This window comes from Sorangium sp. So ce362, assembly GCF_051519845.1.
Taxonomy (GTDB): Bacteria; Myxococcota_A; Polyangia; order Polyangiales; family Polyangiaceae; genus Sorangium.
On record NZ_CP150332.1, the window covers coordinates 10,335,526 to 10,348,135 of the forward strand.

At 69.6% G+C, this 12,610-nt stretch carries 9 protein-coding genes; 8 read left to right on the forward strand and 1 reads right to left on the reverse strand.

What is annotated here, in order from left to right; translation table 11 throughout:
* The first annotated feature begins 84 nt into the window (after window positions 1–84).
* The 8 genes from WMF17_RS39760 to WMF17_RS39795 all read left to right on the forward strand — a co-directional run bounded on the left by WMF17_RS39760 (window position 85) and on the right by WMF17_RS39795 (window position 11,641).
* A complete protein-coding gene (locus tag WMF17_RS39760; protein ID WP_437598659.1) occupies window positions 85–1,050 on the forward strand; it encodes a hypothetical protein in 966 nt (321 codons plus the stop codon).
* A 58-nt stretch (window positions 1,051–1,108) separates the two neighbouring features.
* Window positions 1,109–2,122 carry a hypothetical protein gene (locus WMF17_RS39765; protein WP_437646318.1) on the forward strand — a complete coding sequence of 338 codons (1,014 nt, stop codon included), beginning with the start codon at window positions 1,109–1,111 and terminating at the stop codon, window positions 2,120–2,122.
* A 57-nt stretch (window positions 2,123–2,179) separates the two neighbouring features.
* Window positions 2,180–4,243 (forward strand): PEP/pyruvate-binding domain-containing protein, encoded by a 2,064-nt coding sequence (locus tag WMF17_RS39770; RefSeq protein ID WP_437646320.1) that lies wholly within the window; start codon window positions 2,180–2,182, stop codon window positions 4,241–4,243.
* Between the two features lie 79 nt (window positions 4,244–4,322).
* Window positions 4,323–5,561 (forward strand): CotH kinase family protein, encoded by a 1,239-nt coding sequence (locus WMF17_RS39775; RefSeq protein WP_437646322.1) that lies wholly within the window; start codon window positions 4,323–4,325, stop codon window positions 5,559–5,561.
* 172 nt (window positions 5,562–5,733) lie between these two features.
* Window positions 5,734–6,414 carry a methyltransferase domain-containing protein gene (locus WMF17_RS39780; protein ID WP_437646324.1) on the forward strand — a complete coding sequence of 227 codons (681 nt, stop codon included), beginning with the start codon at window positions 5,734–5,736 and terminating at the stop codon, window positions 6,412–6,414.
* A gap of 82 nt (window positions 6,415–6,496) precedes the next feature.
* Window positions 6,497–8,743: a glycosyltransferase gene (locus WMF17_RS39785; protein ID WP_437598667.1), complete on the forward strand. Its 2,247-nt coding sequence runs from the start codon at window positions 6,497–6,499 to the stop codon at window positions 8,741–8,743.
* Window positions 8,744–8,757: 14 nt separating this feature from the next.
* Entirely contained in the window at window positions 8,758–10,167 is a 1,410-nt protein-coding gene (locus WMF17_RS39790) for a DUF362 domain-containing protein (RefSeq protein ID WP_437646326.1), read from the forward strand.
* A 238-nt stretch (window positions 10,168–10,405) separates the two neighbouring features.
* Entirely contained in the window at window positions 10,406–11,641 is a 1,236-nt protein-coding gene (locus WMF17_RS39795) for a non-reducing end alpha-L-arabinofuranosidase family hydrolase (protein ID WP_437646328.1), read from the forward strand.
* 85 nt (window positions 11,642–11,726) lie between these two features.
* On the opposite strand, the gene WMF17_RS39800 is transcribed toward WMF17_RS39795, so the two are convergent.
* A complete protein-coding gene (locus WMF17_RS39800) occupies window positions 11,727–12,476 on the reverse strand; it encodes a glutathione S-transferase (RefSeq protein WP_437598671.1) in 750 nt (249 codons plus the stop codon).
* Window positions 12,477–12,610 lie beyond the last annotated feature (134 nt).

The following is a 12,610-nucleotide window of genomic DNA, read 5'->3' on the forward strand; positions in this document are numbered from 1 at the left end:
GCCATCAAAATGTCGCAAAAAGTCCGCAATATTGTAAAATTCCCGTCCCGATGCAGAGGGTGCGCCGGCGTCCTCGTCGGGCTCATGAGCTTCCTGTCTCTCGGCTGCTCGTCCTCGGCGGCGGGCACCGGCGACCCGCCGGACCCTGGGGGCTCCGGCGGATCCGGGGGGTCGGACGGCGCGACCGGCGACCCCACGCGCCTCGTCGGCGCCTTCCAGGTGCGCTCGCTGCCAGGCGACGCGCCGGAGACGCCCGGCAGCGCGTCGGTGCTCGGGAAGATCTACGACGGGCCCACGCCCTCTCAGATCGTCTGGGAGCTCGCGACCGAGGAGGGGAGCTGCCGGCTCCTCACGCCGCGCGTCCCGTTCTGCAACGAGCCCTGCGGGGGCAGCGCCGTGTGCGTGGAGGACGACACGTGCCAGGCCTACCCGGCCGCGCACAGCGCCGGAGACATGACGGTGACCGGCCTGAACCTCGAGTCGGGCGAGGCGGCCTTCGTCATGAAACCCGTGGCGAACAATTACCAGCCGCCCGCCGGCGCGAAGCTCGGCTATCCGCCTGCCGACGAGGGACAGGCGGTCCGCTTCGAGGCGAGCGGCGATTACTTCAACGCCTTCGCGGTGGAGGCCAAGGGCGTGAGCCCCCTCGAGCTCCTGAACGACACGATCCGCATCGAGCCCGACAAGGCCGTGCAGCTCACGTGGACGCCGCCGGGGCAGGCCGGCATCTCCACGCTCCGCGTGACGCTCGATATCAGCCATCACGGGGGCACGAAGGGGAAGATCGAGTGCGTCGCCGAGGACACCGGCTCGCTCGATCTGCCGGCGTCGCTCGTCACGCAGCTCCTCGACCTCGGCGTGGCGGGCTTCCCGTCGATCGTCGCCACGCGCGAGTCCGTGGGCTCCACGACGATCTCGCCCGGCCGGGTCGATCTGGTCATCTCATCGCAGATCGAGCGACCGGTGGAGGTCGTGGGGCTCACCTCGTGCAACGACAGCTCGCAGTGCCCCGACGGCCAGACCTGCCAGAGCGATCTCACCTGCCAATGAGCCTCGCCGATCACGGCGCGACCGACAGTCCAGCTTACAAAGACAAGGAAACGAGACCATGACACGCGCTTATCACCCCGTGCTGCTCCCTCTCACCATGGCGCTGCTCCCTCACGTGCTCGGCTGCTCCGGCGGCGACACGGACGCCTCGAGCGACGGAGCGACCAGCACATCGTCGAGCTCCGGCGGCGGCTCCGGGGCCACCGGCGGCGGCACCACGGCGACCACCGGCGGCGGCACCACCGCGACCACCGGCGGCACCACGGCGACCACCGGCGGCGGCACCACCGCGACCACCGGCGGCGGCACCACCGCGACCACCGGCGGCGGGACGACCGAGAAATTCAGCTTCTTCGTGACCAGCATCGTCGCCATGCAGGAGCTGTCGGGCTCCCAGGACGGCTTCGGGGGCGATCTCCGCTTCGGGGAGACGGGCCCGGGCGCCGGTCTCCGCGGCGCGGACAAGATCTGCGCGACGATCGCCGAGAAGAGCCTTCCGGGCGCGGGGGGCAAGACGTGGCGCGCGTTCCTGAGCGCCACGGCAGGGGAGGACGGCAAGCGGGTCGACGCGATCGACCGGATCGGCGAGGGGCCCTGGTACGACCGGCTCGGACGGTTGATCGCCAGCAACAAAGAGGCGCTGCTCGACGAGCGCCCCACCGGGGCCGACGAGGGGCTCGCCGACGATCTGCCGAACGAGGACGGCGTCCCCAACCACCAGCCCGATCCGAGCCAGCCCGAGGTGGACAACCACGACACCTTGACGGGGAGCGACGACAAGGGGCGGCTCTATGGCTCGACGGCCACGTGCAGCGACTGGACGAGCGCGGCGGCGGACAGGAACTCGAAACCGCGCCTCGGACACTCGTGGCCGAGGAACTTCGGCGGCGGCGGGCCCGGCGGCCCGGGCGGCGGCGGGTTCAACATGGCCCACTGGATGTCGGCCCACGACGCGGCGGGGTGCACCCCGGGCGTCAACCTCGTGGACGCAGGGGGACCGGCGCAGGGCGCGACGAGCGTCGGATCCGGCGGCGGTTACGGCGGGATCTACTGCTTCGCCCTGACGCCCTGACGCAAGCTTGCCAGCGCGCGCCGCCCCTCGGTCACCTTACTTGTCTCAGGAGGATTCATGGTTCAAGGCAATCGCATCTCGTCGCTCCTCGCGCTCGCCCTGCTCTCCGCTGTGCTGCCGGGCGCGTGCGGCGGCTCGTCCGACGGTGTCGGCGTGACCGGGGAGGTCTGCGAACGCAAGAGCGACGACGGCTCGACGGAGTTCCTGAAGCGCGTGGGGTGCGCCGCGGACTTCGAGGCGCTGGCGTCGGCGCCCATCGACGCCACCTTGCCCGGCGCGCGGTCGGTCAAGGTGGTGATGGATATGGCCGACCAGAACGCGCTGTATTTCCAGAACAGCGTGCTCTACGAGGTCCACTACGCCTTCATCTCGTCGCACCTCTCCGGCGGCGAGCTGCCCTACGTCCCTCCCCTCTCCGAGTTCAACACGACCGAGTACTTCACGCCGGACCGCCGCTTCGTCCTCGGCGCGGTGACGCATTACGCGGGCCCCGGCGTGTGGGCGCTCGAGCTCTCCCCCTACGACACCGCGTCTGCGGACATGATCACCACCCTGTTCAGGGCGGTGCAGGGGGCCTCGTTCTTCGGATCGAAGCTCGCCTTCCACCCCACGTCGGAGGCCGTGGCGGCCGAGGCGAAGAAGCTCCCCGCCGACATCCCCGTGGTCAGCACCGGCGATCTCTACGCCGGGATCGACTACCAGCCGCTCTCGCTGGGCACGGCGATGGGGCGGCTCCGCTTCGCGAGGGCGGCGGAGCTCGGCGCGAAGTACCTGTCCCACCAGGACATCGTTGTGCTCGACGAGGCGCCCAACGACATCTCGGTCGTCCAGGGGATCATCACCGAGGCGTTCCAGACGCCGCTCTCGCACGTCAACGTGCTCTCCCAGAACCGGCGCACGCCCAACATGGGGCTGCGCGACGCGATGAGCCACCCGGAGCTGCTCGCGCTGAAGGACAAGCTCGTCGAGCTCACGGCGGGGCCGTCGTCCTGGAGCGTCCGCGAGGTCACCGAGGCGGAGGCCGAGGCGTTCTGGGAGGCGCACAAGCCCGAGCCCGTCACGCTCCCCGAGCTGGATCTGACGGTCACCGATCTGCGCGACATCAAGGAGGTGACCCCCGATCCGCCGGACGGCGAGCCGCTCCGGGACGCGATCAAGAAGGCCGTCCTCGCCTTCGGCGGCAAGGCGGCCCACTACTCGATCCTGGCGAGGATCCCCGAGGTCCCGATCCAGAAGGCGTTCTCCATCCCGGTCTACTACTACGACCTGTTCATGAAGCAGAACGGCTTCTACGAGCAGATCGATGCGCTGCTCGCCGACGCGCAGTTCAACACCGACCCGGCGGTCCGCGACAAGGCGCTGAAGGCGCTCCGCGACGCGATGAAGAGCGCCCCCGTCGACGTCGAGCTCCAGGACCTCCTCAAGGCGAAGATCGAGGCGGAGTATGCCGGGCACCCGGTGCGCTTCCGCACCAGCACGAACAGCGAGGATCTCGACGGGTTCCCGTGCGCCGGCTGCTACGACTCGAACACGGGCGATCCGACCGACTGGGAGGACGTCCTCGACGCCATCCGCAAGACGTACGCGAGCGCCTGGAAGCTCCGCACCTTCGATGAGCGCACCTATTACGGCATCGATCACAGGACCATCGCGATGGCCTTGCTCGTGCACCACAATTTCCCGGACGAGGAGGCGAACGGCGTGGCCATCACGAACAACCCGTTCGACACGACCGGGGTCCAGCCCGCCTTCTACGTCAACGTGCAATCGGGCGGCGACGTGGAGGTCGTGGCCCCGCCCGCCGGCGTGACGAACGACGCGTTCCTCTACTTCTTCGGCCAGCCGAACCAGCCCATCACCTACATGACGCACTCGAGCCTCATGCCCGAGGGCCAGAGGGTTTTGACGGCGGCGCAGGTCCACCAGCTCGGCGTGGCGCTCGACGCCATCCACACCCGGTTCTCTCCCGCCTACGGGCCCGCGGGGGGCAACAACGGCTGGTACGCGATGGACGTGGAGTTCAAGTTCGACGACGACGCGAGCCCGGACGAGCCGCCGACGCTCTACGTCAAGCAAGCGCGCCCCTACCCCGGCCGCGGGGCTGCCGCCGCCGCGCCGTGACCCGGGCGCGCGCGTCACGGCGGGCGGACGCCGCGGGAACGCGGTATCACGAGGGATGCCTCACACAGAAGCGGGAACCATGAGCTCGGGGCGCGCTCCCACGGCCGCCCTCTCCCTCCTCCTCGTCGTGGCGAGCCAGAGCGGCTGTCCGGTCGACAAGGAGACCGGCGAGGCGGTCTTCGATCGGACGAAGCTGCACACGATCGCCATCACCGTCGACGGGGCCCACCTGAACCAGCTCGCCACGGACCTCGAGGCCCGCGTCCCGTGCACGCTGAGCTACGACGGCGAGGTCGTCCGCGGCGCCGGCATCCGGCAGAAGGGCAACAAGCTCGTGGAGCTCGAGGACAAGCCGAGCTTCAGCATCAAGATCGACGAGTTCGATGAAGAGGCGGAGCTCGACGGGCTCAAGAAGCTCTTGCTGAACAACGCCAAGCAGGACTCGGCCTTTCTGCGCGAGCAGATCGGCGGGGATCTGCACGACCGCGCCGGGGTGCCGGCCGCGCGCACCGCGCACGCGGTGGTGAGCCTGAACGGCGTCGACAAGGGCATCTACGTCGTCACCGAGGCCCTCGACAAGCGGTTCCTGAGGCGCCATTTCGGCGAGGTGAACGACGAGGGCGCGCTCTACGAGGGGCCGTGCTGCGGCGACTTCGTCGACGATCTCGGCGCCGCCGAGCTCGACGGCGGGGAAGACAAGGGCGCGGCGGCGCTCCGCGCGCTCGCCGCCGCCATCCGCGACACGCCGGACGAGCAGCTCGCGGCGAAGCTGAGCCAGCACCTCGACCTGGATCGGTTCATCACGAGCTTCGCCCTCGAGGCGCTCGTCGGCCACTGGGACGGCTACGCGTACCGGGCGAACAACTATTACATGTACAAGAACCCGGCCGATGGGCGCTTCGTGTTCATGCCCCATGGCATGGATCGCATCCTGGACGACCCGCGTTTCGATACCGAGACGGCGCCCGTCGCCGTGCTCCCGCGCCGGATCCGCGAGATACCGGCGCTCGACGAGCGATTCCGCGCCGAGCTCGCCCGCATCGCGAGCGCGGCGTGGGACGAGCCCGCCGCGCTCGCGGCCATCGATCAGGCGGCGCAGCTGATCGGCGCGGCCAGCGCCGGCGAGGCGACCCGGGACGATCTGCGCGAGTTCGCCGAGCACGCGGGCGCGCTCCGGGAGGCCCTGAAGCTGCGCCGCACCCTGATCGATCCCGCGATCGTGTGCGGCGACGGCGACGTCGGAGGGCTCGAGTCGTGCGATGACGGCAACACGACAGGGGGCGACGGGTGCAGCGCAGGGTGTCGCGTCGAGCCCTGACCACAAGCCCCCCTCCCTGTTGGGTAGTGGTCAAATTTGAACATGAAGGCGGAGCGCGAGACCGCCATAGAGCGGCGGCGATCCTGGCGGACCGCCGGAGCCGTGCTCCTGCTCAGGCCGGCCGCGCGCGGCGCGGGTGAGGCTCGGGCGACCCCGTGCTATGAGGGCCGCCATGCCGAACGCCGCCGGCGACATCGACGTGGAGGCGCTGAACGACCGCCTCGCCCGGGAGCACCCGATCGACGACTACTACGACCGCGCCCCGCTGCCGATCCGGCTCATCGAGCGCGAGCGGCTCGCCATCATCCGCGACATGCTCGGCGACTGCACAGGCCTCGAGCTCGCCGAGGTCGGCTCGGGCGGCGGGCACGTGCTGCGGATGTTCCCGCGGGCGCGCATCACGGCGATCGACGTCTCCGACGTCTTCCTCGACACCGCCCGCAAGAACCTCGCAGGCTACGACGCCCGCTTCCTCAAGGGCGAGGTCGAAGCGCTCGACCTGCCCGCCGCGAGCTTCGACCGCATCATCTGCACCGAGGTCCTGGAGCACACGGTCGATCCCGCCGCCGTCCTCGCGGAGATCGCCCGCCTCCTGCGCCCCGGCGGGGTGGCCGCGATCACGGTGCCGAACGACCCGCTCATCGCGCGGCTGAAGGGCATCGTCCGCCGCACGCCCGTCGGCTACCTCCTGCGCGACCGCATCCAGTGGGGCGGCGACGTCTACCACCTGCACACGTGGACTCCGGACGAGTTCGGCCGCCTCCTCGCGCGCCATCTGCGCGTGACCGAGCGCCGCGCGGCGCCCCACGGCGCGCTGCCGATCCGCGCGTGCTTCCGCTGCGTCCCCCCGTGACGCCCGCCGTGCATCCGGGCTGCCCCGAGCGCCCGTCGCCCTGCTGCGGGCGCCCCTTCCAGGCAAGATAGGCGAACACCCCATGTCCGACCCCCGATCCGAGCTTCCTCCGGAGACCCCGATCGAGCTCTCCGTCATCGTGCCCTGTCTGAACGAGGAGCTGAACATCCCCGAGCTCACCGAGCGCGTCCTCGGCGTCTTCCGCGAAGGGGGCCTCACGGGGGAGCTCCTCCTCGTCGACGACGGCTCGACCGACGGCACCGCCACGACGATCCGCGCGCTCATGGCCGCGCACCCCGGGCTCGTGGCGGGGTGCTTCCACCCGCAGAACCGCGGCATCACCGCGGCGTGGCGCACCGGCGCGGCCTCCGCGCGCGGCAAGCTCGTCGCCATCATCGACGCCGATCTCCAGTACCAGCCCGAGGACCTCCTGCGCCTCCGGCGCGAGCTCTACGAGCACAGCGTCGATGTCGTCCAGGGCTGGAGGAGCGCCGTCGGGCGGCGCATGGACCGCCGCTACCACCTGAGCCGCGGGTTCAACACCCTGCTGAACACAACCTTCGGGATGTCGCTGCACGACAACAAGAGCGGCTTCGTGATGTGCGCGCGCGAGGTGTTCCAGGATCTGCTGACGTACAAGGGCAGCTATTTCTACTGGCAGTCGTTCATCCTGGTCGCCGCCCACGCCAAGGGCTACTCGTACAAGGAGGTCGAGACGCTCTTCGAGCAGCGCCGTCAGGGCGTCTCCTTCCTCGACCAGCAGGCGGCCAGCGCCGTGGCCAAGTCGTTCTACGACCTCGGCAAGGCGGTCTGGGAGTACCGCGTGGACCGGATCCCGGCGGACGTGGCCACGCAGTACCTCCGCCTCCACCCGGTGGTCGACCGCTCGCCGGAGCGCGATCCGCTCACCACGGCGAAGTGGCGCGCGTACCTCGGCGCGTTCAACCACACCCACTGGATGATCACGCGCGACGTCGAGCACTACTACGATACGCTCCGCAAGACGCAGTGGCTCACGCCGGCGCAGACCCGCGAGCTCCAGGACGAGAAGCTGCGGCGGCTGCTCCGCCACTGCTATCGCAACGTGCCCTATTACCGCGCTCGCATGCAGGAGCTCAAGCTCCGGCCCGAGGACATCCGCGGCCAGGAGGACCTGCACAAGCTGCCGTTCCTCACCAAGGCCGATATCCGGCGGCACCTCTATTTCGATATCATGTCGGAGAACCACGACAAGTCGCAGGTCCTCAAGATCACGACGAGCGGCTCCACCGGCGAGCCCTTCGTCTGCTACGCCGACCGGGCGCAGCTCGAGTTCCGCTGGGCGGCGACGCTCCGGGCGCAGGAGTGGACGGGCTACCGCTTCGGCGACCCGACGGTGCGGCTGTGGCACCAGACGATCGGGATGACCCGGTGGCAGGCGGCCCGCGAGCGCGCGGACGCCATCCTGTCGAACCGGACGTTCATCCCCATCTTCGAGCTGTCCGACGACAACCTGGGCAAGATGATCGAGCGGATCGCCGGCGTGCAGCCGGTGCTCATGGACGGCTATGCCGAGGCGCTCGATTTCCTGGCGCATTACGTGAAGAGCACCGGCAAGGTCGCGGCCCGGCCGCGCGCGATCATGTCGAGCGCGCAGACGCTGCCGCTGCCGAGCCGCCGGCTCATCGAGGAGGCGTTCGGCTGCAAGGTCTTCGACAAGTACGGCAGCCGCGAGTTCTCGGGCATCGCGTACGAGTGCGACGCGCACGAGGGCCACCACGTGGTGGCCGAGGGGTACCTCGTCGAGATCCTCCGCGACGGGCGCCCCGCGGAGCCCGGGGAGATCGGAGAGGTGGTGATCACCGATCTCAACAACTTCTGCATGCCTTTCGTCCGCTATCGCATCGGCGATCTCGCCGAGGCGATGGACCCGGCCGTGCCGTGCCCCTGCGGCCGCGGGGCGCCGCGCGTGGGCCGCATCGAGGGGCGGGTCCAGTCCATCATCCGTGGGACGGACGGGCGCTATCTCCCCGGCACGTTCTTCGCGCATTACCTGAAGGAGTTCGATTATGCGATCAAGCGCTTCCAGGTGGTGCAGGAGGAGCGCGACGCCATCACGTTCCGCGTCGTCAAGGGCGGGCGGTACTCGCCGCAGGTGCTGGACGAGGTGCTCGCCGTGTTCCGCCGTTACCTGGGCGAGCGGATGCGCATCGAGGTCGAGTTCGCGGACGACATCGCGCTCGTCCGCACGGGCAAGCACCTCGCGAGCGTCTCGCGGCTGAACGTCGACTTCCAGCGCGCCGCGCCGGTGGAGATCCTGTCGTCCAGCCAGAACGGCGCGGGCGGCTGAGAGGGGCGCTGCCGATGGCACCGACGATGAACCGCGTGGTGACCGTATCGAGGCCGGGCCTCGGCTACGCCGATCGCGCGCCGTACGGCCCGCCGGGCCCGGTCTACGAGGCGGTCGAGGCGCTCTTCCGCCGGCTCGGCCTCGACGCGGCGCGCGCCGGCACGCCGGCGTGGAACCCGCTCGGCGACCTGATCGCGCCGGGCGACCGCGTCATCATCAAGCCGAACCTCGTCTCGTCGAAGAACCTGCACCAGAAGATCACGGGCGAGCGGCTCGCCGCCTCCAGCACGCACGGCTCGCTCCTCCGGCCGGTGCTCGACTATGCGCTCCGCGCCGCCGGTCCGCGCGGGCGGGTGCGCGTCGTCGACTCGCCGGTCGAGGGGTGCGAGATCGAGAAGGTGGCCGGCCCGCTCGGCATCTTCGAGGTCATCGATCACCTGAAGGCCCAGGGCCATGACGTCGATTTCATCGACCTACGGTATTTCCGGGTCGCGCCGGTGTTCGCGCTGGACGACGTGCGCCGCCTCGGCCGCTCGTGGAACCTCGGGCTGCTGCTCCGGCGCCGCCTGCCCGGCGACCCCCGGGGCTACCGGGTGGTCGATCTCGGCCGCGGCAGCTTCTTCGCCGGCGCGGGCGCCCCGCGCCCCGGCGCGCTGCGGTTCCACCGGAGCCATTACACGACGCCGGTGCCGCACCATACCGAGCAGCGGCACGAGTACAGCATTCCCCAGACGCTGCTCGACGCCGATGTCGTCATCAACCTGCCCAAGCTGAAGACGCACAAGAAGACCGGGGTCACGCTCTCGCTGAAGAGCGTGATCGGGTTGACCAACGAGAAGTACTGGCTCCCGCACTTCACCGAGGGCGATCCGTCGGTGGGCGGTGACGAGTTCGATCGGCCGCAGGGCATGGGCGACGCGGTGGAGAACAAGCTCAGCCGGCTCCCGCTCCCGGGCGATCACTCGCTCGTCGCGCGCGCGCCGCGGCTCGGGGCGCCGCCGAAGGTCATCGATGGGAGCTGGGAGGGGAACAACACGCTCTGGCGGACCATCCTGGATCTCAACCGCATCCTGTTCTTCGCGGACCGGGAGGGCGCGCTGCGCGGCGAGCCGCAGCGGCGGTATCTGACGATCGTGGACGGCATCGTCGCCGGCGAGGGCGAGGGGCCGCTCGGCGCGACGCCGGTGCGCGCAGGGCTCCTGATCGGCGGGTTCGACCCGAGCGTGGTCGACGGGATCGCGTCGCAGGGGATGGGCTTCGATCCGGCGCGGATACCGCTCGTGCGCGAGTCGCTGGGCGGGGCGCTGCTCCCTGGCAGCCGCCTGGACGAGGTCGAGCACATCGTCGACGGCCCCGCGCCGGCGTACCTGTTCAAGCCGCCGCGGAGCTGGCCGTCGCTGCGCCCCCCTCGGGATCGAGGATAGCCGCGCGCCGCTTTTCTGATTGACGTCGGCCATGTGAACGTTCACAATCTGGGTTCCAGGTATTCCTTCGTCTTGCTCTGGACAGGCCGGCATCTGCACCGGGCCTGCGTCCTCGTGCGCGTTCACCTTGACGGTCGGGCTCTGCGGAGCTCGCTGGCCCGATTGGGCATCCCTCTGGAGATTAGCAATGATCAATCCCCTCGATTTGCCCCGCCGACCGCTGACCCCGTGCCGTTCCATGCTTCGATTCTCGGCCCTCGGCTGTGCGCTCGCCGCGCTCGCCGGTTGCGCCAGCGACACGTCGGACGGGCAGGAGCCCCCTGGGACGGGTGGCGCCGGCGGCACGACGGGCGCAGGCGTCACGACGGGCGCGGGCGTCACGACGGGCGCGGGCGTCACGACGGGCGCAGGCGGGTCGATCCCCAGCACGAGCACGGCAAGCGCGACGGGCACGGGCGGCGACATGACGGCGACCGGGAGCGGTGGCTCTCCGGCGGCCGGTAGCGGCGGTGGCGGAGGCGGCCCGACGGTGACCTGCGACTTGCCCACCACGTACAAGTGGAAGTCGGGGCCGCCGGTGATCGGCCCCAAGCCGCCTGCTGGCCGCACCTTCGCCTCCGTCAAGGACCCGACGATCGTGTTCTTCGAGAACAAGTACCACGTATTTGCCACCGTCTTCGACACCACGTCGGGCAACGGCGGGTGGCAGTCGGTGTACCTGAATTTCACGGACTTCTCTCAGGCGAACGCCGCTACGCAGAACTACATGGGGAGCTGGCCCACCGGCAGCACGGTCGCTCCCCAGGTCTTCTATTTCCGGCCGCACAACAAGTGGTACCTCATCTACCAGTGGAACGGCCGGTACTCGACCAACGACGACATCAACAACATGAACGGCTGGAGTCGTCCCCAAACGCTGCTCCGAGGCGAGCCAGGTCAGATGGGGAACACCCTCGGCGCGTTGGATTTCTGGGTCATCTGCGACGACGACAACTGCCACCTCTTCTTCTCGCGGGACGACGGGAAGCTCTACCGCTCCAAGGTCAGCATCGACAAGTTCCCGAACTTCGATGGTTATGAGGTCGTCATGACGGCTCCCAGCTCGGGGCTCTTGTTCGAAGCCAGCAATGTCTACAAGGTGGACGGTTCGAACAAGTACCTGCTCCTGGTGGAGGCGTTCGACAACAGCCCTCGCTTCTTCAGGTCGTGGACCTCCGAGAGCCTCGATGGGCCTTGGGCCCCCTTGGCGGATACAAAGGCGAAGCCCTTCGCCGGCCCGGCCAACGTGACGTTCGAAGGCGGCGACTGGACCGACGACATCAGTCACGGCGAGCTGGTCCGCTCCGGGCACGACGAGAAAATGACCCTCGATCCGTGCGACCTGCGGTTCCTCTACCAGGGGAGAGATCCGAGCGTTGGTGGGGAGTACGGCCGCCTGCCCTACAAGCTCGGACTGTTGACGCTCGATAAGTAGCACGGCCGGCGTCAATCAAAATTGACCGGCGCGCGGCGTTCCTCGCTCCCCTCGCTCAGCGCGGGGGAGCGGGTCGCGCGCCCATTCATCGTCTCTTCGACGGCGCCGGATCGAGCTCCGGATAGCGCCGGAAGATGCCGTCTTCGTTGAACGGTATCCGCCGATCCGAGGCCAGGTAGGCCGCGATCCGCGGGCGCTCGGCCACGCGGTCGTGCAGCGCGACGAGCGTGGGGATCTTGGGCGCGAAGGCGGCCATGGCGTGCGGGAACGCGTAGCGGAGGCCCTCGATGATCTGGAACATCGAGAGATCGACGTAGGACATCGCGCCTCCCAGGAGGTGGCGGCCGCCGTGGCGATCGAGGACGCGCTCGAAATAGCCGAGGAACTTGGGCATGCGCTCGGCGAGGAAGGCCTCTGTCCGGCGGAGGGCCTCGGGCTTCTGGTCCTCGTAATAGAGATCGACGGAGATGGGGTGATGGGCGTCGTGCACCTCGGCGACCAGATCGGCGATGGTGAGCTGGATCTGGTGGGCGCCGAGCCTGCTCGCCTCGTCGTCGGGCGCGAGGCCGAGGCGCGGGCCGAGGTAGAAGAGGATGTTGGCCACCTGCGCGATCACGAGGTCCCCTGCGCGGAGGAACGGCGGCGCGAAGGGCTCGAGCGCGAGGGCGTGGCTCTTCATGAGCTTCTGCATGGCGGCGACGCCGCCGTGCTTCGCCGCGGGCAGGCGGGCGACGTCGGCATAGGGGGCGCCGGCGTCCTCGAGCGCGAGGCGCACGAACTCGCCTCGACCCTGAATACCCGGCCAGTAATACAGCTCGTACGTCGGTGCCTTCATGCCGGGTAGCTCGCACCGGCGAAGGTCCCGGTCAATGGGCGCGCCGCCGGGCGGTCGGCCGGGTCCGGCGCGGGCACGCGACCGGAGCCTGCTCGGGCCCAAGGCCATGCCGGCGTGAGCCGCTTCAGGCGCCG